The sequence below is a fragment of the Gordonia sp. 'Campus' genome (genome assembly GCF_022206305.1).
Lineage (GTDB): Bacteria > Actinomycetota > Actinomycetes > Mycobacteriales > Mycobacteriaceae > Gordonia.
Genome location: NZ_JAKOIW010000013.1, coordinates 39,513 through 63,319 on the forward strand (window position 1 = coordinate 39,513; position 23,807 = coordinate 63,319).

At 69.9% G+C, this 23,807-nt stretch carries 21 protein-coding genes; 14 read left to right on the top strand and 7 right to left on the bottom strand.

The window, feature by feature from the left end:
- Positions 1-59: 59 nt before the first annotated feature.
- Positions 60-1,055: a class II fructose-bisphosphatase gene (glpX, locus tag MAY35_RS14815; protein ID WP_238422064.1), complete on the bottom strand. Its 996-nt coding sequence runs from the start codon at positions 1,053-1,055 to the stop codon at positions 60-62.
- A gap of 121 nt (positions 1,056-1,176) precedes the next feature.
- Between glpX and MAY35_RS14820 the strand changes: the two genes are divergently transcribed.
- Positions 1,177-1,746 (top strand): DUF4245 domain-containing protein, encoded by a 570-nt coding sequence (locus tag MAY35_RS14820; RefSeq protein ID WP_238422065.1) that lies wholly within the window; start codon positions 1,177-1,179, stop codon positions 1,744-1,746.
- Positions 1,747-1,808: 62 nt separating this feature from the next.
- On the opposite strand, the gene MAY35_RS14825 is transcribed toward MAY35_RS14820, so the two are convergent.
- The 3 genes from MAY35_RS14825 to MAY35_RS14835 are packed head-to-tail and all read right to left on the bottom strand — an operon-like array spanning position 1,809 to position 4,163.
- On the bottom strand, positions 1,809-2,063 hold the full coding sequence (locus MAY35_RS14825; protein WP_238422066.1) for an exodeoxyribonuclease VII small subunit: 255 nt from the start codon (positions 2,061-2,063) through the stop codon (positions 1,809-1,811).
- Positions 2,060-3,382, bottom strand: a complete 1,323-nt coding sequence (xseA, locus tag MAY35_RS14830; RefSeq protein WP_238422067.1) for an exodeoxyribonuclease VII large subunit — start codon at positions 3,380-3,382, stop codon at positions 2,060-2,062. The genes MAY35_RS14825 and xseA overlap by 4 nt, the downstream gene beginning before the upstream one ends.
- A gap of 19 nt (positions 3,383-3,401) precedes the next feature.
- Positions 3,402-4,163 carry a lipid droplet-associated protein gene (locus MAY35_RS14835; protein WP_238422068.1) on the bottom strand — a complete coding sequence of 254 codons (762 nt, stop codon included), beginning with the start codon at positions 4,161-4,163 and terminating at the stop codon, positions 3,402-3,404.
- Between the two features lie 52 nt (positions 4,164-4,215).
- Between MAY35_RS14835 and MAY35_RS14840 the strand changes: the two genes are divergently transcribed.
- A complete protein-coding gene (locus tag MAY35_RS14840) occupies positions 4,216-5,166 on the top strand; it encodes a 4-hydroxy-3-methylbut-2-enyl diphosphate reductase (RefSeq protein ID WP_238422069.1) in 951 nt (316 codons plus the stop codon).
- Positions 5,167-5,207: 41 nt separating this feature from the next.
- Here the strand turns inward: MAY35_RS14840 and mycP are convergent, their stop codons facing one another.
- Together mycP and eccD are read right to left on the bottom strand one after the other, a co-directional pair.
- Positions 5,208-6,605 (bottom strand): type VII secretion-associated serine protease mycosin, encoded by a 1,398-nt coding sequence (gene mycP / locus MAY35_RS14845; RefSeq protein WP_238422070.1) that lies wholly within the window; start codon positions 6,603-6,605, stop codon positions 5,208-5,210.
- On the bottom strand, positions 6,605-8,158 hold the full coding sequence (gene eccD / locus MAY35_RS14850) for a type VII secretion integral membrane protein EccD (protein ID WP_238422071.1): 1,554 nt from the start codon (positions 8,156-8,158) through the stop codon (positions 6,605-6,607). The genes mycP and eccD overlap by 1 nt, the downstream gene beginning before the upstream one ends.
- A gap of 97 nt (positions 8,159-8,255) precedes the next feature.
- Here eccD and eccCa point away from each other — a divergent pair, with 97 nt between their 5' ends.
- The 12 genes from eccCa to MAY35_RS14910 all read left to right on the top strand — a co-directional run bounded on the left by eccCa (position 8,256) and on the right by MAY35_RS14910 (position 23,296).
- Complete coding sequence (gene eccCa, locus MAY35_RS14855; protein ID WP_238422072.1) at positions 8,256-12,350, top strand: type VII secretion protein EccCa; 4,095 nt, start codon at positions 8,256-8,258, stop codon at positions 12,348-12,350.
- Positions 12,351-12,355: 5 nt separating this feature from the next.
- Complete coding sequence (locus tag MAY35_RS14860; RefSeq protein ID WP_238422073.1) at positions 12,356-13,708, top strand: type VII secretion-associated protein; 1,353 nt, start codon at positions 12,356-12,358, stop codon at positions 13,706-13,708.
- Between the two features lie 169 nt (positions 13,709-13,877).
- The gene (gene rplM / locus MAY35_RS14865; RefSeq protein ID WP_238422074.1) at positions 13,878-14,321 is read left to right on the top strand and encodes a 50S ribosomal protein L13; all 444 of its coding nucleotides are present in this window, start codon (positions 13,878-13,880) and stop codon (positions 14,319-14,321) included.
- Complete coding sequence (gene rpsI / locus MAY35_RS14870) at positions 14,318-14,866, top strand: 30S ribosomal protein S9 (protein WP_238422075.1); 549 nt, start codon at positions 14,318-14,320, stop codon at positions 14,864-14,866. Before rplM ends, rpsI begins: the two co-directional genes overlap by 4 nt.
- A 2-nt stretch (positions 14,867-14,868) precedes the next feature.
- Positions 14,869-16,224: a phosphoglucosamine mutase gene (gene glmM, locus MAY35_RS14875; protein ID WP_238422076.1), complete on the top strand. Its 1,356-nt coding sequence runs from the start codon at positions 14,869-14,871 to the stop codon at positions 16,222-16,224.
- Positions 16,221-16,925, top strand: coding sequence for an HAD family hydrolase (locus MAY35_RS14880; RefSeq protein ID WP_238422077.1), 705 nt, complete (start codon positions 16,221-16,223; stop codon positions 16,923-16,925). The genes glmM and MAY35_RS14880 overlap by 4 nt, the downstream gene beginning before the upstream one ends.
- Before the next feature lie 121 nt (positions 16,926-17,046).
- On the top strand, positions 17,047-17,427 hold the full coding sequence (locus MAY35_RS14885; RefSeq protein WP_238422078.1) for a hypothetical protein: 381 nt from the start codon (positions 17,047-17,049) through the stop codon (positions 17,425-17,427).
- Positions 17,424-18,602 (top strand): hypothetical protein, encoded by a 1,179-nt coding sequence (locus MAY35_RS14890; RefSeq protein WP_238422079.1) that lies wholly within the window; start codon positions 17,424-17,426, stop codon positions 18,600-18,602. The genes MAY35_RS14885 and MAY35_RS14890 overlap by 4 nt, the downstream gene beginning before the upstream one ends.
- Positions 18,599-18,859, top strand: coding sequence for a hypothetical protein (locus tag MAY35_RS14895; protein ID WP_238422080.1), 261 nt, complete (start codon positions 18,599-18,601; stop codon positions 18,857-18,859). The genes MAY35_RS14890 and MAY35_RS14895 overlap by 4 nt, the downstream gene beginning before the upstream one ends.
- A gap of 10 nt (positions 18,860-18,869) precedes the next feature.
- Positions 18,870-19,853 (top strand): alpha/beta hydrolase, encoded by a 984-nt coding sequence (locus tag MAY35_RS14900; protein WP_238422081.1) that lies wholly within the window; start codon positions 18,870-18,872, stop codon positions 19,851-19,853.
- A 100-nt stretch (positions 19,854-19,953) separates the two neighbouring features.
- The gene (gene glmS, locus MAY35_RS14905) at positions 19,954-21,816 is read left to right on the top strand and encodes a glutamine--fructose-6-phosphate transaminase (isomerizing) (RefSeq protein ID WP_238422082.1); all 1,863 of its coding nucleotides are present in this window, start codon (positions 19,954-19,956) and stop codon (positions 21,814-21,816) included.
- A gap of 10 nt (positions 21,817-21,826) precedes the next feature.
- Positions 21,827-23,296: an NAD(P)H-hydrate dehydratase gene (locus MAY35_RS14910; RefSeq protein WP_238422083.1), complete on the top strand. Its 1,470-nt coding sequence runs from the start codon at positions 21,827-21,829 to the stop codon at positions 23,294-23,296.
- On the opposite strand, the gene MAY35_RS14915 is transcribed toward MAY35_RS14910, so the two are convergent.
- Positions 23,244-23,699: a hypothetical protein gene (locus MAY35_RS14915; protein WP_238422084.1), complete on the bottom strand. Its 456-nt coding sequence runs from the start codon at positions 23,697-23,699 to the stop codon at positions 23,244-23,246. The two genes, MAY35_RS14910 and MAY35_RS14915, sit on opposite strands and share 53 nt — an antisense overlap.
- Between the last annotated feature and the right edge of the window lie 108 nt (positions 23,700-23,807).

Consider the following 23,807-nt stretch of genomic DNA (forward strand, 5'->3'; position numbering starts at 1 on the left):
TCGTGGACATGGGGCCGGTTCCGGGCCCGGGATCGGAAGTCACCGCACCCGGTGCGATCTCAGAGATCGAGACGCGAGTATCCGCGGAGCTTGGCCGGCTTGTGCACGGCCTCGATTCGACGGACTGTGCCGGACTTCGACCGCATCACCAGCGAGCGGGTCGTCGCACCGTTGGGGCGGTAGGTGACCCCGCGCAGCATGTCGCCGTTGGTGACGCCGGTGGCACAGAAGAAGGCGTTCTCGCCGCTGACCAGGATGTCGTTGGTCAGGACGCGGTCGAGGTCGTGACCCGCGTCGAGCGCCTTCTGACGCTCCTCGTCGGTCTGGGGCCACAGCTTGCCCTGGATCTCGCCGCCCATGCACTTCATCGCGACCGCGGTGATGATGCCCTCGGGGGTGCCGCCGACGCCCATCAGCATGTCGACCGTCGAGTAGTCGTCGGCAGCCGCGACCGCGCCCGCGACGTCGCCGTCGGAGATGAGGCGGATCTTGGCGCCGGCCTGGCGGATCTCACCGATGAGGTCGGCGTGACGGGGACGGTCGAGGACGATGACCGTGAGGTCGGCGACGTCGATGCCCTTGGCCTTCGCGACCGAGTTGATGTTCCACTCGACCGACTCGTTGATGTTGATGGCGCCCTTGGCGTCCGGTCCGACGGCGATCTTGTCCATGTAGAACACGGCTGACGGGTCGTACATGGTGCCGCGCTCGCTGACCGCGAGCACCGAGATCGAGTTGGGGCGGCCCTCGGCCATCAGGGTGGTGCCGTCGATGGGATCGACCGCGACGTCGCAGTCGGGGCCTTCGCCGTTGCCCACCTCTTCACCGTTGTAGAGCATGGGCGCCTCGTCCTTCTCGCCCTCACCGATCACCACGACGCCGCGCATGGACACCGACGACAGGAGTTCGCGCATCGCGTCGACCGCCGCACCGTCGCCACCGTTCTTGTCGCCGCGCCCGACCCAGCGGCCGGCCGCGAGGGCGGCCGACTCGGTCACACGGACCAGTTCCATCGCGAGGTTGCGATCGGGGGCTTGATGGGTGCTTTCGGTCATGGGCGATCGACTCCTCGAGTGTGGCACTGATCTCAGTACTGTGGCGGTGGTCTCAGGAACCATCCTTGCATGTCACACCGGCCATTCGGTCAGTGGCCCTGCTGGTGGAATACTCGCCCTCATGGCAGATAAACCGCGCATTCTGATCAACGGCAAGGACATGTTCTGGTCGTTGGTGCCGTTGCTGGCGCTGTGCGCGCTGGTGGCGATCGCGTCGGGGAACTGCTCGGTGGGCGTGCAGAAGGATCCGTCCGACAGCAAGGTTCCCGCGTTCGACGTGGTGACCGCGCTGCAGGCCGACGCCCGCGAACTCCCGTTCCCGATCCGGCGCCCGCCGACGCCGGACGGGTGGCGGCCGAACTCCGGCACCTCGGATGCGATCGAGGGGCATCGGGTCAGCACCGTCGGCTGGCTCAGCAGCGGTGGCGCCTATGTCCAGCTCAGCCAGTCCGATGCCCCTGAGGACCTGCTCGTGCCCTATCTGGGCGGAAGCGACTTCGACGATGTCGTGGGCACCGGGACCCGACAGTCCGGTGGTCGCCAGTGGGTGACGTACGAGACGTCCGAGGGCAAGAAGTTCTGGATCACCGACATGGGGAACGTGCGGATCGCGGTGCTCTCGCGGGGTCCCGACGCGGACTTGGACACCATCGCGTCGTCGGTCGTCGCCCAGCCGCCGCTGCGCAGCTGACGCCGGCTCGTCGAACCCGCGGCCCCGTCGTCAGTCGTCCCTGTCGTCAGTCGTCCCTGTCTTCAGTCGTCACCGTCTGGGTCGGCGGTGCCGGCCTTCTGGCTGATGACGGTCTCGATCCGTTCGCGCGCGCCACGGAGATGCTCCTCACACCGGGTCGCCAGGGCCTCACCGCGCTCCCACAGCGCCAGCGACGCGTCGAGGTCGAGTCCGCCGTGCTCGAGGGTGGTGACGATGTCGGCGAGCTGGTCGCGGGCCTCCTCGTATCCGAGTTCCTCGACCGGGCCGTAGGTCTCGTCGGTCTCGTCGGTGCTCACGTGTCGTCTCCGTTCTTCTGCGCAGTCGGTGGTTTCCGGGTCCGCCGGGGGGCTCGTTTCCGGGTGGTGTCGGTGACCTGGGCGGTCGCGGAACCGTCCGCGACGCGGATGCGCAGTGCCGCGCCGGGCGGCAGGTCGGCGAGGGTGCCGACCACGTGCGGTGGGTCGACGTCGGTCCGCTGCACCACCGCGTATCCACGGGCGAGTGTCTGTGCGGGCCCCAGCGTGGAGAGTCGGGCGGCGAGGTGGTCGCGTGTGCGCTCCTCGGCGTCGATGTGCCGCAGGACGTCACGACGCAGCGCGCGCACGAGTTCGACGACCCGGCGCGCCTCGGAGTCGACGATGACCTCGGGACGCGACAGGACCGGCCGGGCGCGAAGGCCGGCGACGACGCCCGATTCCCGGCGCACCCAGCTGCGCAACGCCTGTGCGCTGCGACGCCGGAGGTCGTTGACGCCCGCCAGCTCTGCCTCGACGTCGGGGACGACGCGCTTGGCGGCGTCGGTCGGGGTGGCGGCGCGCAGGTCGGCGACGAGGTCGAGAAGCGGATTGTCCGGTTCGTGGCCGATCGCGCTGACCACCGGGGTGCGGCACCGCGCGACAGCGCGCAGCAGCGCCTCGTCGGAGAAGGGCAGGAGGTCCTCGACGCTGCCACCGCCGCGGGCGATGATGATGACCTCGACATCGGGGTCGGCGTCCAGGTCGGCGAGGTGGGTCAGGATGCGGGTCACCGCGGTCGGTCCCTGTACGGGCGCCTCGCGGACGTCGAAGCGCACGGCCGCCCAGCGTTCGGTGGCCACGCTCACCACATCATGCTGGGCCGCGCTCGCCCGGCCGCTGATCAGCCCGACGCCGCGGGGCAGGAACGGCAGCGGACGTTTCAGTCGTGGGTCGAAGAGGCCCTCCGCGGTGAGCAACTGGCGAAGTCGTTCGATCCGCAGCAGCAGTTCGCCGATGCCCACGGGTCGGATGTCGCTGACGCGCAGGGACACCGTGCCGCGGCCGGTGTAGTAACTCGGTCGGCCCAGGACCACCACGTGACTGCCGTCGGTCAGCGGAACCTCGGTGCGCGCCAACAGATCCGGACTGCATGTCACCGAGATCGAGATGTCGGCGGCGGGGTCGCGCAGGGTCAAAAACGCCGTCCGGGTACCCGGCCGACGGCTGATCTGGGTGACCTGCCCCTCGACCCAGATCTGACCGAGCCGATGTATCCAGTCGGCGATCTTGGTGTTGACCGTCCGCACCGGCCACGGGTGTTCGGCCGAATTCGGCGAGGTGGAACGGCGGGATGGATCGCTCGTGTCGGGACCGCTCACGCGCCCGTCACGCTCTCGGTCACGATTCGGCGGACCGCTTGTTCTGGGAGGCGATCCGGTTCTCGAGCATCGTCACGAACGGCGCGCGGTTGCGGCCGGCCTTCTCGTAGGTCACGAGGGCCGACAGGTCGTCGGTGCTCACCGAACGGAGGCGGGCACGCAGCTGCGCGAGGGTCAGGGTGTCGTACTCGATGAGTTCGACGATCTCCGGGCCCGACCCGGCCTTGGCGGCGGGACCGCTGCCCGGCACCTCCGCGGCCACGACCTCGTCGGGTGCGGAGCTGTACAGGGCGAAACGGCCCGCGTCTGACCTCGGCGGGGCCGCGAGCGCCGCGTCGGAGGCGGCCTTGTCCGCAGCTGCTCTGGCGGCGGCGGCTTTCGGAGTCGCTGTCGCGGGGGTGGGGGACGGGCGCTCGTCGTCGGCGGTCTCGGACGCCGCCTCGCCGACCTCGTCGTCGATGGACGTGGGGACGCGTGAGGCGTTCTCGACCGGGACGTCCTCGGCCGGGTGATCATCGGTCGTGGGATCGAGCGGTTCGTCGTCGTCGAAGCGGGCCCATTCCGGTTGCTCGTCGGGCCGGTCGAACAGCATCTCCAGTGCGGCGTCGCCCTTGATCGCCAGTTCGGCGATGTTCTGCTGCGCCCGCATCCCCGCCTGCAGCGTCTGGCTGACCGCGGTCATCGGAAGGGTGATGAGCAGCGCGGGGAGTTTGCGCGTCTCCTCGAGGGCGGTGACGATCAGACCTGCGGCGATCCGGGCCGGGTAGGGTGCGCGATCCATGCCAATACTCTGCCATCACGGGCAACGCCGCGTAACCCGTACCCTGGGAAGCATGTCTGAGACCAAGCGTGTCCTGCTCGCCGAACCGCGCGGCTACTGCGCCGGGGTCGACCGCGCGGTGGAGACGGTCGAGCGTGCCCTCGACAAGCACGGCGCTCCCGTCTACGTCCGCAAGGAGATCGTGCACAACCGCCATGTGGTGGAGACCCTCGCCGAGCGCGGGGCGATCTTCGTCGGTGAGACCGACGAGGTGCCCGAGGGTGCGATCGTCGTGTTCTCCGCGCACGGGGTGTCCCCACTGGTGCACCAGACCGCCGCGCAGCGCAACCTCAAGACCATCGACGCGACGTGTCCGCTGGTCACGAAGGTCCACCAGGAGGCCAAGCGGTTCGCCCGCGACGACTACGACATCCTGCTGATCGGCCACGAGGGCCACGAGGAGGTCGAGGGCACCGCAGGCGAGGCCCCCGAGCACATCCAGCTCGTAGACGGCCCCGACAGCGTCGACGCGGTGACCGTCCGCGACGAGTCGAAGCTGGTCTGGCTGTCGCAGACGACGCTGTCGGTCGACGAGACCATGGAGACCGTCCGACGCCTGCGGGAGAAGTTCCCGCTGCTCAACGATCCGCCGAGCGACGACATCTGCTACGCCACCCAGAACCGTCAGGTGGCGGTCAAGGCGATGGCGCCCGAGTGCGATCTGGTGATCGTCGTCGGTTCGCAGAACTCGTCGAACTCGGTCCGTCTCGTCGAGGTCGCCCTGCAGGCGGGCGCCAAGGCGGGCCACCTGGTGGATTACGCCCGCGAGATCGACGAGACCTGGCTGGAGGGTGTCAGCACCGTCGGTGTCACCTCCGGTGCCTCGGTGCCGGAGGTCCTCGTCCGCGGGGTGCTCGACTATCTCGCCGAGCGCGGGTACGGCACCGTCGAGACGGTCAACACCGCCAACGAGACCCTCACGTTCGCCCTGCCGCGCGAGCTGCGTCCCGCGCGAACGAGCTGACGCCCCCGATCGAACTCCGATCGTCCGCGTCTCGTCGGGGGTCAGAACTCCTCGGGATCGAGTGTGCGCACTCGCCGATGAGGTAGCGCGATCGCGAGCACCGCGGCGATGACCGCCACGGCGATCCCGGTGCCGGCGATCGCGACGTTGCGGGCGGAGTTGTCGGGCGTCGGTGGCTCCGGCGGCGCGGCGATGGGCGCGGACTGCACCCGCTGTGACTGCTCGGCGGGCACCTTCGCGGTGAGTGCGGCCACCGGGTCGACGACACCGTGCCCGATTCGCTGATCGCGTCCCGTACCGGGTGAGTGTGCGGTCGCGATGATGCGATCCATCACCTCTCGTGCCGACAGGTGGGGAAATCTGGCGCGGATCAGTGCGGCGGTCCCGGCGACGTAGGGTGCGGCGAAGCTGGTGCCGATCAACGGCACCGGCCCCTCGTCACTCTCTTGTGCCGAGGCCAGACGTGTGGACCCGCGCTTGCTGTCGAGGCTCACGATCCCGGTACCCGGTGCGGCGACGCCCACCCATGGGCCGTGCAGGCTGAAATCGCTCGGGACACCGGTGTCGGAATCGACCGAGCCCACGGTCAACACGTAGGGCGAGTACCAGGCGGGGCTGGCAACGGTCGAGACCGAACGCCAACCGTCGGGGTCGTCCGGTGCTGGCGCGGGATTCTGGTTCTGACAGGCGCCGTCCCGTGTCAGGTTGCCCGCGGCGACGACCACCACGACGTTGCGGTCGTAGGCGTAGCGGATGGCGGCTCCGAGCGCCCGGTCGTCGACGGAGTCCGACGCCGACGCACATGCGACCTCCGAGACGTTGATGACGGTCGCGCCCAGGTCGACCGCACGGACGATCGCATGTGCCAGCGTCCGCACCGAACCGTAACCGGAACCCACCACGGGTGCCGGGTCGTCGCGACGTCTGTCGTCCTTCTTGCCGAATGCGCTGCTGGACTGCCGGATCGCGATGATCGACGCCGCGGGGGCCACGCCGGCGAACGCGTCGGTGGCACTTGGCCGTGCCGCGATGATCCCCGCCACGAGGGTGCCGTGCGCGTCACAGTCGTCGAGTCCGGTGCCGTTCGAGACGTAGTCGCCACCTGCGATGACACGACCGAGCCGGGGATGGGGGGTCACGCCGGTGTCGATGACGGCGACCCGTTGCCCCTGGCCGCGACTGAAGCGCCACGCCTCGGGGAGGTTCATCATCGACTGTGCGGCGGTGGGTTTCGCGACACTACGGGTGAGTTCGGTGGTGTTGCACAGATGGCTCTGCTCGGTGGGTTCCGGCGGCGCGACCGGTGCCGAGCGGATGAGCGCACCGGGGTCCACGCGCGGGGGGCCGACGGCGGCCGCCGGGGCCGCACAGACGCCGATCAGCGTCGAGACGAGTGCCATCGCGAGCACCCCGATGCCTCCGGTGCGCTTGCCGCGCATCAGATCTCACGAACGATTCGGTACAGATCCAGCAACCACAGGAGCAGGGGGACGATCAACGCGACGAGGATGTACTCGCCGATCTCGGCCCACCGCCGCATGACGGGGGAGAAATCCTGCTCCGGCGCGAGGACACCGAACACGAAGGCGGCGATGGCGAACAGGATGCCGAGCGCGAAACCGATGACCGGCCAGCGGTCGTCGCCGAACGCGAGCCCGACGAGCAACGCGATGACCACGAGGGACCCGCCCGTGATGAGGGTGCCCGCCTGGAACAGGTCGCTGTGCGAGCGCCCGCGCAGGCACAGCACGATGCCGATGATCGCCGCGAACACCGCGTTGCGCCACTCGAAACCGGCGAGCGGGGCCGCGGTGAGTACGGCGGCGACCGCGGTGACCGCCGTGAGTCCGCCGACGATGCCGGTGAGGTAGGCATTGGCGATGTACGAGCGGCGTTCCAGCGCATCGGCTTTGGGCAGAGCCGTGGCCCCGATCGCGCCGATTCCCTCGATGGCCGGACGCGGTTCGATGTCCTTGACGTCGATGGCCGCACCTGCGGTCGGGACGGGGGGCAGCGGCAACTTCGCGAGCAAAATCGTCGCGCGGGGCGCGAGGCCGATCATCAGGAGTCCGACCGCGGCGACGACGGCCGCGACGTCGGGGACGGGGGCGTCGACGAGCAAGCGGGCTCCGCACCCGAGTGCGCCCAGCAGAGCGGCGCTGGTCACCGCACTGTGCGCGGTCGCGCCGACGGCGGTCATCCGATAGGTGAGGACGGCGGCGACGAGCGTGAGTGCGAAACCGAGAGTGAGGTGGGCAGCACCGAACGACCCGGGGGTGAGGATCATCCCGGTCACGAAGGCCATCGGCGCGGCGCACAGCGACAGGAACGTGGAGGTCGACTCGTCCCGGTAGTAGCGGGAGACGATCGTCGAGGCCGTCACCAGACCCAGGACCGCCAGGCCGGAGAGTCCGGCGTACCAGAGGGCGCCGGTGTCGGACCGGACGGCGGCCAGCGACGCGGCGGCCGCGACCGCCGCCACGGGGGCGAGTGCATAACCCACGCGCCGGGCGGCGGTCGCCGTCCAGCCGACGAACTGGGATTCGTTCAATCGGGCGACAGCGTCGACCACGTCGTCGAACAGGACCGGCGACTCCCCGGTCCGCGTGGACGTGAGCAGGAGCAGGTCGCCGTCACGGATCCCGGATTCCGACAGCGACCGGTGCAAGGGGAGAGGTTCTTGCCCGACGAGGGCGAGGGTCCATTTGTTCTGCCGGTCGTGGGGGCGTCCCGGGTTGCGGGCGTCGGCATCGGGATCGTCGGGGTCGTGACGCGTCGGATTGCGCGATTCGATCTGTGCGACAAGGTCACCGATGAGGGCCGCGATCGGGACGCCGGCCGGCAGTCCGACGTCGAGTTGGGTGTTGCCGCCGAGTACCGACACCCGGACGAGTTGCGGCTCGATCGTCGCCTCGGCGCCCCGGCGCGGCCCGCCGTTCCCGTCCGCAGCGCCGATCGGGTACCCCGGTGCGAATCCGTCCACAGACGACATCACGTCAATCCTCCCCCTGGTTTCACCGGCTAACATAGCCAACCGCGGCGGGTTCGACCGCCCGGGGATACACAGCGCGACACGTCAGGGGGGACGCGTGGTCACGACGACCGAGGGGTTTGTGCGCCGACCGCGCATCACGCCGCCGCGCACTCCCGGCGGTGAGGTCAACATCCAGGCCCCGCCCGACGTCCCCCGGGTCGTACCCGGAAATCTACTGATGAAGCTGCTGCCGGTGGTCATGGTCGTGGCCGTCATCGGCATGGTCTCGCTGATGGTGGTCACCGGGGGCCGCAACATCCTGACCAACCCGCTGTTCATGATGTTCCCGCTGATGATGCTGATGTCGATGTTCGGCATGTTCGCGGCCGGCGGCCGCGGGGGCGGCAAGCGCGCGGGCGAACTCAACGAGGAGCGCAAGGACTACTTCCGCTATCTCGGTCAGCTCCGCGGGCAGGTGGTCGAGACCGTCGCCAACCAGCGCGCCGCGCGCACATGGAGTCATCCCGACCCCCACGCCCTGCTCGACGTCGTGGGCAGCAGACGTATGTGGGAACGACGTCCCAGCGACACCGACTTCGCGCATGTGCGTGTGGGCGTCGGCGTCCAGCGGCTGGCGACGCGCCTGATGCCGCCCGAGACCGGGCCGCTCGAGGACATCGAACCGGTGTCGATGGTCGCCCTGCGCCGCTTCGTCCGCACACATTCGGCCGTCTACCGGCTTCCGACGTCGATCTCGCTGCGCGGGTTCCCCGCCATCAACATCGAGGGCGCACGGCAGGAGACCCGTGAACTCATCCGGTCGATGATCGTGGAGCTGTGCGCGTTCCACGGTCCCGACCACCTCCACATCGGCATCGTCACCGGCGACCCGGCGGGGGAGGCCTGGGACTGGGCCAAATGGCTGCCGCACGTGGGCCATCCGACGCTGCGCGACGGCGTGGGCGCGATGCGGATGATCTACCCGACGCTGGCCGATCTCGAGAACTCCATGGCCGCAGACCTTCTCGAGCGCGGCCGGTTCAGCAGGTCGGCGCCCCCGAGCGGCAACCGCGCGCACCTGGTGGTCATCATCGACGACGGGTACGTCGCCGGCGACGAGCGCATCATCAACGACGCCGGAATGGAGGGCGTCACCGTCCTCGACCTCACCGCCCCGCCGGACGGGCTCGCGGTCCGGCGCGGTCTGCAACTCGTCGTCCGCGGCGGCAAGGTGTCCGCGCGCAGCGCCGCCGGCGTCGAGGAGTTCGCCGACATGGACTCCCTGACGATCGCCGAGGCCGAGGCGATAGCGCGCCGGATGGCCCGCTATCGGCTGGCCACCGCGGCCACCTTGGCCAATCTCGAATCCGAGGCGACCTCGGCCGATCCCGGTCTGCCCGCGCTCCTGGGCATCGAGGACGCCGCCCGGTTCGACCCCTCGACCGCATGGCGGGGGCGCACCGGACGTGAACGGCTCCGCGTGCCGATCGGGTACACGCCGTCCGGCGCGCCGGTCGAGCTCGACATCAAGGAGAGCGCGCACGGCGGCATGGGGCCACACGGACTCTGCATCGGCGCAACGGGTTCGGGAAAATCCGAGTTCCTGCGGACGCTGGTCCTGGCGATGCTCGCCACGCATTCGCCGTCCGAGCTGAATCTCGTCCTGGTGGACTTCAAGGGCGGTGCCACCTTCCTCGGTCTGGAATCGGCACCTCACGTCGCGGCGATCATCACCAACCTCGAGCAAGAGCTGTCGATGGTCGACCGTATGAAGGATGCGTTGTCGGGGGAGATGAACCGCCGCCAGGAGGTCCTGCGGGCGGCGGGCAACTACGCCAACGTCGCCGACTACGAACGGGCACGCGCGTCGGGCGTGCGCCTCGATCCTCTCCCGGCGCTCTTCATCGTCGTCGACGAGTTCTCCGAACTGCTCTCGCAGAAGCCGGATTTCGCCGAGCTGTTCGTCGCGATCGGTCGACTGGGCAGGTCGTTGCACATCCACCTGCTGCTGGCCTCGCAACGACTCGAGGAGGGCAAGCTCCGCGGACTGGACTCCCACCTGTCCTACCGCATCGGCCTGAAGACGTTCTCCGCCAACGAGTCCCGTTCGGTCCTCGGTGTGCCCGACGCCTACCATCTGCCGAGTGTCCCGGGATCGGCCTATCTGAAGTGCGATTCGGCCGACCCGATCCGGTTCAACACCTCCTACGTGTCCGGTCCATACCACTCACCGACGGTCCCCGAGGTGTCGGACCAGACCACCGCGTCGTCGATGCGGCGCGGAAACCTCAAGGTGTTCACCGCCTTGCCGGTGCCGCTCGACGAGGGGGCCCCGCGGTCGCTGCTCGACCAGGCCGAGAGCCTCCTCGACGAGGAGCCGCCCGCACCCGAGTCGACGCCCGACTTCGAGCCGATCTCGGCGCCTGTGCCGACGCTCATGCAGACGATCGTCGAACGCATGGAGAACGCCGGACCGCCCGCGCACCGGGTGTGGTTGCCGCCCCTCGACGAATCCCCCACGGTGGAACATTTACTCGGGCAACGGGATTGGACGCAGCCGGCGGTCCCCGGCAATCTCGCGATACCGATCGGGGTCGTCGACCGTCCCTATGATCAGCGGCGCGATCCGCTCGTGATCGACCTGTCCGGCGCGGCAGGCAACGTGGCGGTGGTGGGCGGACCCCAATCGGGAAAGTCCACGACGCTGCGCACGTTCATCATGGCGGCCGCGGCATCGCACACCCCGGAGCAGGTCCAGTTCTACTGCCTGGACTTCGGCGGTGGCAGCCTGGCGGGCCTCGCCGGGCTGCCCCACGTGGGTTCGGTCGCTTCACGTGGCGACATGGACGCCGTGCGCCGCACCGTCGCCGAGGTCGCGGCCGTCGTCCGGGCCCGCGAATCGCTGTTCGCCCGGCTCGGCATCGAGTCGATGCGCGACTACCGGGCCCGGCGTGCGACATGGTTCGCCACCGGCGACGTCGGACCCGAGGACCCGCTCGCCCCGGCCGACCCACTGGCGGCCGACCGCTTCGGAGATGTGTTTCTCGTCCTCGACGGCATCACTGTGCTGCGCTCCGAGCTGGAGTCCCTCGAGGAACAGATCACCTCGATCGTGTCGCAGGGCCTGAGCTTCGGCGTCCACGTCGTGGTCAGCGCGTCCCGCTGGGCCGAGGTCCGTCCGGCCGTCCGCGACCTGATGGGTACCCGCATCGAGCTCCGCCTCGGCGACCCGATGGATTCCGACATGGGACGCCGTGCGGCCGCACTGGTCCCGCAGAACCGTCCGGGCCGCGGTCTCACCGGTCAGGAACTGCACATGCTCATCGCACTGCCGCGGCTCGACCCGGTCAGCAGCGCCGAGTCGCTGCCCGCGGGAGTCGCGCAGTCGGTCGAGCAGATCGCGAGCGCCTATCCGGGCCGGTCGGCGATGGCGGTCCGCAAGCTGAGCACCGAGATCGACTTCACGTCCGTTCAGCGCGCGGTCACCGAGGCCGGACTCACGCTCGCTCCCAACCAGGTCGCCATCGGGGTCGGGGAACTCGAACTCGCCCCGGTGATCCTCGACTTCACCACCCAGCCGCATGTCATGGCCTTCGCCGACGTCGAACACGGCAAGACGAACCTCCTCCGGACGATCGTGACCGGGTTGGTCGCGAACGCGACGCCGGACGAGGTGCGGATCGTGTTCATCGACTACCGCCGCACCATGCTGGGCATCATCGACGGCGACCATTTGGCCGGGTACGCGAGCTCACCCGATCGCGCCGCGTCGATGATGACCGAGCTCGCGGCGTACCTGAAGAGTCGGATGCCCCCGGAGGACGTGACGGTGCAGCAGCTACGGGACCGCACGTGGCTGGCCGGTCAGCCCGAGGTCTACGTCGTGGTCGACGACTACGACATGGTCGCCACGTCCACCGGCAATCCGATGGCCCCGATCGTCGAACTCGCCTCGCACGCACGGGACATCGGCCTGCACATCGTGCTGGCCCGCCGCTCTGGCGGGCTCGGACGCGCGATGTTCGATCCACTGATAGCCCGGTTGAAGGACCTGTCGTCGGACATCCTGCTCATGAGCGGAGACCGCGACGAGGGCTTCATCACCGGCCGGTCGCGGATGCAGAGTCTGGTCCCCGGCCGTGGCGAGCTGGTGTCGCGGACCCGGCCCCAGGAGATGATCCAGGTCGCCCACCTCCCGCTCGGCGACTAGCCCGCATGACCTCGCCACGGGATGCCGGTGGTGGCCCACGCCGTTCGGCGCGCGTGACGGGGTCGGACCGGCCCACGGTCGTGGACCTCGCCTTCGGGACGCCGCGGATCTGGGAGCCCGGAGCCGGCCTGCGCGACACCGGCTGCGATGTGCGTGCTCTGCTACAGGGCGTCGACGAGATGAGCATCGTGCTCGACGGTCGTCGCCACCATCTACGTCAGGCCTGGCAGCAAGCCTTCGGCGCGATGGGGATCGGCGGATCGGGGTTCACGGGCCGGACGGTTCTCGTCGGGCATCCCAGCACGTGGGGTCCGCGTCGGGCGTCCGCGCTGGCCGATGCCGCGGGTCCCGGGTCGACGGTGATGCTCGTGCCGCGGGCCGTGCTGATCGCACGCAGCCACGCCGACCTCACCGTCCGACGCTGCGCCGTCGTCGAGACCACCCACCTGCCGGCGCGTCCCGTCGATCCCGCCCATCCGCGTCCGGCGATGTGGGATGTGCAGATCGTGAGCCGGCGTCCGGACGGCTGGGTCATCGAACGTTGCGGTGTGATCCCCGCATCCGCTCCCGAGGCGGGCCTCGCACTCATCGACGATTCGGTGGAGGCGGTGTTCGTCGACGGCGACGATGCGGGGGAGGTGGCCTCGGCGATCGATCTCGTCGCCGCGCATGCGGTCGCCGGACGCGTCGTCGCGGTGGATCGGGCTCTCGTGGTGCGTCTGGGGCATCGAACCGGCGCAGCCGATGCCGGGCCCGGGGTCAAGCAGCCGGTGGTGGACCCCGAACCCCGCGACGGCCCCGGGTGGCGGTCGCGCCCGCTCCTGGCCGGGGCGGCAGTCATCGCGGTACTCGTCGTCGCCGGGGCGTTCGCGGTGGGGTGGTGGCAGCGCGACGGCGCACCGCCCTCCTCGGTGGCCGATGTCCAGGTGGGACGCGCGCAGCTGTCGGTGCCGGGCGGGTGGCGACACTCCGGTCAGGACACCCCGAGCGGTACGGTCGACGACCCCAGCACGTCGCGCGCGGTGTTCGTCGACGAATCCGACGGACGACGCATCATCGTCGTGCTGACCGAGGTGCGGGCGGGGTCGACCCGCGACTCGGTGGCGACCAGCCTGCGCAACCGCATCGACCAGCGGGGTGACGATGTGGTGACCGAGTTCTCGGCCGACACCAGGTTCGCCGGCCGCGACGTCATCGGTTACCGGGAGGCGCCCGCCTCCGGGAGTGCGATCCGGTGGTATGTCATCGTCGACGACGGACTGCAGGTCTCCATCGGCTGTCAGGCGGGAGGCGCCGCCGAAACCGTCGACCCGGAGTGCGAACAGGCGGTCCGCACCGCGCGCGTGGCGCCCCGATGAGCGTTTTGACCCTGACCTGCGCGGTCGCGTAACCTGGGTCGCTGGTGCTCGGCGCCTGGTGCACGTTCGTGCGTCCAGGCAGCCGGAGGCCCGGGTCCCCACTGGTCGCCGGGAACAACCTCTGCCGCGCATCCGACCAGCACCCACAAGACAAGAGTTGAGGACAACTGTGCCTACCTACACCCCGAAGGCCGGTGACATCACGCGTACGTGGCATGTCATCGACGCCGAGAACGTGGTGCTCGGCCGGCTGGCCGTGCAGGTCGCGAACCTGCTCCGCGGCAAGCACAAGCCGACCTACGCCCCGCACATGGACGGCGGCGACTTCGTCGTCATCATCAACGCGGAGAAGGTTGCGCTGACCAGCAACAAGGCCGACCGCAAGCTGAACTACACCCACTCGGGGCACCCCGGTGGGCTCAAGTCCCGCACCACCACCGAACTGCTCGCGACCTACCCTGAGCGCGTCATCGAGAAGGCCGTCAAGGGCATGCTCCCGTCGACCAAGCTCGGCAACGCCATGGCCTCGAAGCTGAAGGTCTACGCAGGCCCGAATCATCCGCACGCGGCCCAGCGCCCCGTCCCCTTCGAGATCAAGCAGGTGGCCCAGTGAGCAACGAGAACATCAACGACGCCGTCGAAGAGGTCGTCGAGGTCATCGAAGACGTGGAAGCCGTGGACCCGGTCGAGGTCGTGGAGGCCGTTGAAGACGCCGCCGACGACTACGAGGCCGTCGCCGCTGCCGAAGACGTTCGGGAGCCGATCGTCATCGACCGTCCGATCCAGACCGTCGGTCGCCGCAAGGAAGCCATCGTCCGCGTCCGCATGATGCCGGGCACCGGTGGGTTCACCCTCAACGGCCGCTCGCTGGAGGAGTACTTCCCCAACAAGGTGCACCAGCAGCTCATCAAGGCGCCGCTGGTGCTCGTCGAGCGCACCGAGTCGTTCGACATCTTCGCCAAGCTCGTCGGCGGCGGCCCCTCCGGCCAGGCCGGCGCGCTGCGCCTCGCCATCGCCCGCGCACTCATCGATGTCACCCCTGAGGATCGTCCTGCCCTGAAGAAGGCCGGCTTCCTCACCCGTGACCCGCGTGCGGTCGAGCGCAAGAAGTACGGCCTCAAGAAGGCCCGCAAGGCGTCGCAGTACTCCAAGCGCTGATCTTGGCACGCCTTTTCGGAACCGACGGCGTCCGAGGCCTGGCCAACGCCGAGCTCACCCCAGAGCTCGCGTTGCGCCTGGCCTCGGCCGCCGCGGTCGTTTTCCAGGAACTGCCAGCCTCGGATCCCGGCGCGAGCACGCGTCGGCCGCGTGCCGTCGTGGGCCGCGATCCACGCGCCTCGGGCGAGATGCTCGAGGCCGCGGTGTGCGCCGGTCTCGCGGCGACCGGTGTCGACGCGATCTGCATCGGCGTCGTGCCGACCCCGGCGGTGGCGTTCCTGACCGCGGACTACCACGCCGACTTCGGGGTGATGATCTCCGCATCCCACAACCCCATGCCCGACAACGGGATCAAGTTCTTCTCGGCCGGGGGCCACAAACTCGAGGACGAGGTCGAGGACCGCATCGAGGCGGCCATGGAGGACGACATCGTGCGCCCCATCGGTGCCGCGGTGGGACGTGTCCTCGACGCCCCCGACGCGGGCGAGCGCTATCGCAAGCACCTCGCGCAGGCGATCGACACGCGGCTCGACGGGCTGACCGTCGTCGTCGATTGCGCGCACGGCTCGGCATCGCAGCTTGGACCGCAGGCCTACGCCGACGCAGGCGCGACGGTCATCGCCATCCACGCCGAGCCCGACGGCCTGAACATCAACGCCGACTGCGGCTCCACGCACATGGACAAGCTGCAGGCGGCTGTGCTCGAACACGGAGCCGACCTGGGACTGGCGCACGACGGTGACGCGGACCGTTGTCTCGCAGTCGATTCCACCGGTCAGATCGTCGACGGCGACGCCATCATGGCGGTCCTTGCGACCTCGTTGCGTGATCAGGGCAAGCTCCGTGAGAACGTGCTCGTCGCCACGGTCATGAGCAATCTCGGACTCCACATCGCCATGCGCGAGGCGGGTATCACCGTCCACACCACCGCGGTCGGCGATCGTTACGTGGTCGAGGAACTCCGCCGCGGTGGTTACTCGCTGGGTGGCGAGCAATCCGGGCACATCGTCGTCCCGGGGTCGGGGACGACCGGCGACGGCATCCTCACCGGCCTCATGATCATGGCCCGCATGGCGGCCACCTCCTCGCGACTGGCCGACCTCGCCGGCATCGTCACGGTGCTGCCGCAGGAACTGATCAACGTGCGGGTCGGTGACAAACATGCTGTCGCGCACTCGGACTCGGTCAAACAGGCGGTTACCGCCGCCGAAGCCGAACTGGGGGAGACCGGCCGCGTCCTGCTGCGACCCTCCGGAACCGAGCAGCTCGTACGCGTCATGGTGGAGGCCGCGACACCCGAGGTCGCACTGGAGGTCGCGGGCCGCCTGGCCGGCGTCGTCGAGAGCGCCGGCGGATGACCGGCCCGACGCCCCCGCGGGGCGTCCTGTTCGACTTCTCCGGCACGCTGTTCCGCTTCGAGGCTCGTGACGAGTGGTTCGCGGAGCTGCGCGACGATTCCGGCGCGCCGTTCGACGCGGCCCGCCAATCCGAGATCATCCGACGAATGGTTGCGCCCGTGGGCATCCCCGACGGGATCTTCGGCGACGATCGCATCGCCTGGGAACGGCGCGACCTCGATCCCGAACTCCACCGGGCCGGCTACCTGGCACTGCTGCGCGAGGCGGGGATGGGCAACACCGCCCACGCCTCGTCGCTCTACAACCGGGTGCTCGACCCGTCGTCGTGGGTACCGTTCCACGACACCGTCGCCGTGCTCCAGAAGCTGGCCGCCTCCGACGTCCCGATCGGCATCGTCAGCAACATCGCCTTCGATCTGCGTAAGGTCCTCGCCCTGCACGGGGTGGAGGACCTGGTCGGCGCATGCGCGCTGTCGTACGAGGTCGGCGCGATCAAGCCGGATCCCCAGATCTTCCGTGCCGCGCTCGATCCGCTCGGCGTGCCGCCGACCGAGGTGCTCATGGTCGGCGACAGCGAGACCGCCGACGGCGGCGCCCGCGACCTGGGCTGCTCGTTCGCGCTGGTGCACGACGTCCCGGCCGGCGATCGCCCCACCGCGCTCCTCGACGCGGTCACCGCGCACGGTCTTCTCGCCCCGTAGGGAACCCGACCGCACTACGCTGCGTCAAAGAATGCAGAGCAGGGTCCAAGACTGCAGAGCAGGGTCGGTTCCGGAGGACAACCGGGTGGACCCACGAGTCGGAGCGGCGGGGAGGGGTGGCGTGGACGACATCGATCGGCGCCCGATCGCCATGGACACCGCGCAGGTGTCCGCGGTCGCGGGTTTCTACCGGAGATCGTCTCTCGTCCTGAGCGCGGTCGCCGACGACCTGGCGGCGCACGACTTCGGTGGGTGGGCGCGGACGCGTCCCGAGTCATCCGGTGGCGCGTCGATCGGAGCCGCGACGACGTTCGACGAACTGGCTACGACGTACCGGAAGCTGAGTGCGACTCTGGCGCAACGACTTCGGGAGCAGGCCGGCGCAGCGGGAGAACTCGCCGACACTCTTCGCAACAGCGCGATCCTGATGTCCGACGGTGACGACCACGTCGCAGGCGAGATCACGCGGGCGCTACCCGCTGCCCGAACGGACTTCGGATGAGGCGCGGCGAGGACTCCCTGACAGTGCTGCGCCAGGACGCGGGCACAGGTGTGGAGTCGCTGATCGACCTGGTCGCCGCCGGCCGTCTCATGGGTGTCGCGGCGCCCACCGCCGACGCTCTCCGGCACGGTCTGGGCGCCATCGATCGGTTCGACGTCGCCGCACTGTCCGCCGACAGCCGGGCCCTGGTGGCGGCGCATCGTACGGTGTCCGAGCAGCTTCACCATCTCCCTGAACAGCAGGTCCGCCTCGACGACGGATGGAACAGCGATGCCGCGGTCGTGGCGATCGGTGCGGTCATCGACCACCAGCGCCGCGCGGAGTCCGACCTGCACATGTTGCGGACGCTCACCGACGCGGCCTCGGCGGCGGCGTCCGGGATCGACAGGTTGCTCCGCACGTTCTATCTCACGGTGGCCCGGCTCTCGGTTCCGTCGGTCGCGGGTGTGCCCCCCGCCGAGCTACCCCAGGCCGTGCTGACCGGGCGCGTTCCCGCAGCGGTGGCGATCGAGGACATCCGATCGAGGGTGGAACTGTTCACCACCGCCGCCGACGCCACCGCCCGCGGCATCGCCGGGATTCTCGACCTCCTGAACCGATCGCTCGACGGGATCGACGACGAGGCCTATCCCACAGACGTCCGGTCCGCGACTCCTGAGCCGCCGCAAGCAGAACCCGTGCGGTCGTCGGTCCCGCCGTCGTCGCATCATCTCGCCGGCCACACCGACTCCGGGCTCACGGCGGGCGCGCCGGATCCCTCATCACTCCGACCGTGGCTCTCCGAATCGACGACCGAGCATCTCCCGGCCGACGGTTCAGCGGCACTCTCCGGTTCACCCGGTCCCGAAGCCGCCCGCCCAGCCGCGCCGGCCGAGACCGCGGGCAGCACCCGCGGGAGTGAGGACGACGTCGACGTCCCCTTCCGCTTGCGCGGCCTCGCCGGGGCACCCGAATCCGATCAGGTCGCATCCGGCAACCCTGCGTCCGTTCAGCCCGGATCCGAGGGAGCACACCAGCAGTCGACGACGACGGCCCGTGCCGTTGCCGACACGGCTCGCACCACACCCGACGCCGATCCGGACCCGCCGGACCCGCCGGACCGGACGAACCCGTCGGGCCGCTCCTCCGGTGACCTGGCCTCGTCTGGGGATCTGGCACTGGCGGGTGACCAGTGAATCTCGCCGACCAGATCGAGGCCCTGGCGCGCAGTGCCACGGCCGATGTGGCGGGCGCCTCGCACCGGTTCTCCGCACGGCAACGCGACCTCGACCTCGCGATGGCGGATCATCTCCGCAACTCGGTGCGTTCGGAGACCGAGCGCCTTCGGGAGGAACTCGAGAACGCCGCGGAGGCGGCGGACGCCACCCCGGGGATCATGCTGCCCGCCGACGTGGCCGACGCCAGTCCACATCTGCCGCCGACGACCACATAGGCTGTCTGCTGTGCCAGGGAAGAAGCGTCAGAAGCCGCAGTCGCCCGCGAAACTGATGTCCGCGCTCGCCCGCCGCGGCCCTCACCGTGTTCTCCGCGGTGACCTCGGGATCGTGGGGACACCGGGGGTCGTCTACACGCCCGCCGGGGGGTCGCGCCTTCCGGCGATCGCGTTCGGCCACGGATGGATGACGTCGCCGGATCGCTACAAGGATCTCTGCCAGCATCTCGCGTCGTGGGGCATCGTCGTCGCCGTCCCGGCCGGGCAACGGGGTGTGCTCGCCTCGGACGACGCGTTGGCCGCCGATCTGCGATCGGCGCTGTCGATCGTGACGCGCGTCCCCCTCGGCTTCGGCGACATCACGGTCGACCCACGCAAGATCGGATTCGCCGGGCACGGTTTCGGCGGTGCGGCCGCGATCATCGCCGCCGCCCCGGGACGCCTGCACGGACAGGACCATCTCCCGGTTCGCGGTGTGGCGGCACTGTTCCCCGCACCCACCACCGCCGCGCTCCTGCCCGCCGCTCGCCGGGTCGCGGCTCCGGGACTCCTCGTGTCGGCCATCGGCGAACTCGACAGCATCGACAGCAACGCGCTGCCGTTGGCGCAGACCTACGGCTCCGACCTCGGCGACGACTCCGCGCCGGTGGTGTTGCGTATCCCACCCGCCGCGTCGTCGCGCGGGCTCGTCGAGCACCGCTCGATCAAAGCCCTGCTCGGCAGCAACGGGGCGGACAAGAAGACCCACTCCGCGGTGCGGGCGATGCTCACCGGCTTCTTCCTGCACACGCTCGACGAGGACGAGCAGTACGCGGCGTTCGCCGACGCCGACACCGTGCTGGGGAAGGTCCCGGCCGTCGACCTCGACGACCCGCCGGAGATCCAGGACAAGATCGCCAAACTGCTGGGCGCGAAGGAACGCAAGCGGCGTCGCGCCGCGGGGCCGGTCCCGGCCGGAGCCCCCAACGTGGTGGTGCCCGACACCATCGAGTGAGATGGTGTCCCGCGCCTGGTCGGCACCCTGCCGGTGACCCGGGCGGGCGAGCGGACGTGTGACGCCGTCGACGCCCGCCGCGCAGGTACGCTGACTAGCTATGTGTGGAATCGTGGGATACGTGGGGCGCCGCGATGCCCTGGACATCGTCGTCGACGCGCTGCGACGGATGGAGTATCGGGGGTACGACTCGGCGGGCGTCGCGATCCTCGACGGCGCGGGCAACACCGCCATCCAGAAGAAGGCTCTCCGCATGGAGAACCTGGACAAGCAGATCGCAACGGTCGGCCGCGACGCGCTGTCGGGAACCACCGGCATGGGTCACACGCGATGGGCCACGCACGGCAAACCGACCGACCGCAATGCGCACCCGCACGCCAGTGACGACGGCAAGATCGCCGTCGTGCACAACGGCATCATCGAGAACTACGCCGAGCTGCGCGCTGAACTCGAGAACGACAGCGTCGAATTCGGTTCCGAGACCGACACCGAGACCGCGGTGCACCTGGTCTCGAAGTACTACGCGTTCGGCCCCACGGCCGGCGACTTCGTGGCGAGCGCCTACGCCGCGCTCCGCCGCCTCGAAGGCGCGTTCACGCTGGTGTTCACCCATGCCGACCACGCGGACACGATCGTCGCGGCCCGGCGTTCCACGCCGCTCGTGGTGGGCGTGGGTCAGGGCGAGATGTTCGTCGGTTCCGATGTGACGGCGTTCATCGAGCACACCCGCGACGCGGTGGAACTGGGCCAGGACGAGGTCGTGGTGATCACCGCCGACTCGTACACGATCACCGATTTCGATCAGAACCCGCGGGTGGGCAAGCCGTTCCACATCGACTGGGATCTCGCCGCCGCGGAGAAGGGCGGCTACGACTTCTTCATGCTCAAGGAGATCGCCGAGCAGCCGCGCGCCATCGCCGACACCCTGCTCGGCCATCTGCAGAACGGGCGCATCGTGCTCGACGAGCAGCGCCTGACCGACGACGACCTGCGTGATGTCGACAAGGTCTTCGTCGTCGCCTGCGGAACCGCCTACCACGCAGGCCTCCTCGCCAAATATGCGATCGAGCACTGGACGCGACTGCCCGTCGAGATCGAACTCGCCAGCGAATTCCGCTACCGCGACCCGGTCCTGGACCGGTCGACCCTGGTGGTGGCCATCTCGCAGTCGGGAGAGACCGCGGACACCCTCGAGGCGGTGCGGCACGCCAAGGACCAGAAGGCGCGCGTGCTCGCGATCTGCAACACCAACGGCGCCCAGATCCCGCGCGAGTCCGATGCGGTGCTCTACACCCACGCCGGGCCGGAGATCGGTGTCGCGTCCACGAAGTGCTTCCTCGCCCAGATCGTCGCCGCCTACCTGGTGGGTCTCGCGCTCGCGCAGGCCCGCGGCACCAAGTACGCCGACGAGGTGGCGCGCGAATTCGCCGCGATCGAGGCGATGGCCGACTCCGTGGCCGAGGTCCTGGAGACGATGGAACCGGTCCGCGAGCTCGCACGGTCGCTGTCGCACCACAACACCGTGTTGTTCATCGGCCGGCATGTGGGCTACCCGGTGGCGCTCGAGGGGGCGCTCAAACTCAAGGAACTGGCCTACATGCACGCGGAGGGTTTCGCGGCCGGCGAGCTCAAGCACGGTCCGATCGCCCTCATCGAGGACGGGTTGCCGGTGATCACCGTGATGCCCTCGCCCGAGGGACGCGCGATGCTGCACTCCAAGATGGTCAGCAACATCCGCGAGATCCAGGCGCGCGGGGCGCGCACGATCGTCATCGCCGAACCCGACGATGTGGCCGCCCGGGCGGTGGCCGACGAATTCATCCCGATCCCGAAGACACCGACCCTGCTGCAGCCGCTGGTCTCGACCGTCCCGCTGCAGGTGTTCGCCGCCAGCGTCGCCCAGGCGCGCGGTTACGACGTCGACAAACCGCGGAACCTCGCGAAATCGGTGACCGTCGAATAGCGGTGCGCGGATGCCGACCCGCTACCTGACCGCCGACGAGGTCCGCGCTGCCGAGCGCGCCACGGGGAAACTGCTCGACAACGGCACCCTGATGCGTCGTGCCGCGCACGGCGTCGCGCAGGCCGTGGTGGGGGAGTTGAACCGGACCGGCGGATGTTACGGGCGCGCGGTCGGAGTGGTCGTCGGCGCCGGTGACAACGGTGGCGATGCGCTCTTCGCCGGGGCCCAACTGGCGCGACGCGGCGTGCGCGTCCACGCGGTCCTGTTGGCGCCGGACAAGGCGCACCCGGCGGCGTTGCAGGCGTTCGTGGCATCCGGTGGCCGGGTCGTCGACGACCTTCCCGAGGGACTCGACGTGGTGCTCGACGGCGTGGTGGGCATCGGCGGGCGTGGTCCGCTCCGCCCGGCAGCCGCCGAGATCTTCGACGCACTGGACTCCGGGACCTGCATCGTGTCCGTGGACCTGCCGTCCGGGATCGACGCCGACACCGGTGAGGTCCACACCCCTTCGGTGCGGGCCGACATCACGGTCACGTTCGGGGTGCTCCGACGGGCGCACCTGCTGGCCGCGCCGCGATGTGGGCGGGTCGTGGTGGTCGACATCGGTCTCGGACAACCGGCGACCGGCGCGACGGAGGGGCCACGGTTGTCGTCCTGGTCCGACGACGAAATCGATTGGCCCGTACCGGGTCCCGCCGACGACAAGTACACCCAGGGCGTCGTCGGCGTGATCGCCGGATCGCACCGCTATCCCGGTGCGGCGATCCTGGCCACCGGTGCGGCGGTGACCGCGACGTCGGGGATGACGCGGTTCGTCGGATCGGCACATGCCGAGGTGGTCGCGCATCGGCCGGAGGTCGTCGCGACGCCTGACCTCGCCGACGCCGGACGCGTGCAGGCCTGGGTGATCGGACCCGGCATGGGAACCGACGACGCGGCTCTGACGACGCTGCGCTCGGTGCTCGCCGACGACGTCCCGGTCCTCGCCGACGCCGACGCACTCACCCTCATCGCACGCCACCCCGGTCTCGTCGACGGACGGTCCGCGCCGACACTCCTCACCCCGCACGCCGGCGAGTTCGCGCGGTTGACCGGCGCCGACCTGGGCGCCGACCGTCTCGCGGCGGTCGCCGATCTGGCGTCGCGGTGGGGTGTGACGGTCCTTCTCAAGGGCCGCATCACGCTGGTCGCCGATCCGTCCGGAGACGTCGTGGGCAACGATGCGGGCTCCTCGTGGGCGGCGACCGCCGGGGCCGGGGATGTGTTGTCGGGGGTGGCCGGCGCGCTCCTCGCGGCCGGACGATCCCCTCAGGCCGCGGGTGTCGCGGCGGCACGCGTGCACGCCCGCGCGGCCGAACTGGCGAGCCGCGGCGCGCCCATCGGGGCGTCGGACCTGCTGGCGGCTCTGAGACCGGCGATCCGCCGATTTACCAGGCCATCACCACGAACACGAGCGGATAGCACGCCGTCAGCACGGTGAACAAGGTCACCGACGACAACACGACGAGGTCGGCCACCGGGCCCGGCCGCCGCAATTCGCCCTCCTTGATCCGGGCGATCCACGACACCGCCAGACCCACGCATGCGCCGATCGTGGCGAGGACGGCGACGCCGAACACCGCGAGAGCCGCCACCCCGTAGGCGTCGGCGGGTTCCCCGGCCAGCGCCCGCGCGAAGGCGATCACGAGGAGCACCGTGGCGACGACGAAGCCCACCCATGCGACCGTGTTCGCCGCCCAGGACACCAAGGAAGGGCGCAGGCCAGGACGTGGGGACGGTGCGCCGACCGGAAAGCCGGCAGGGTCGATGGCGGGCATGCCGTCGGGATGCACGGGCGAGAAACCGTCCGGGCCGGCGTGGTGCGGGGCGGTGATGGCGTACATGGCGACCTTCGTGGGAGCGGAGCGACACGGGCGGTGGTGCGACGTGGCGTGCACTCCACTCAACCGGGATCCGACGCCTGCCACATCGGTGGGACTACTCAGTCGCCG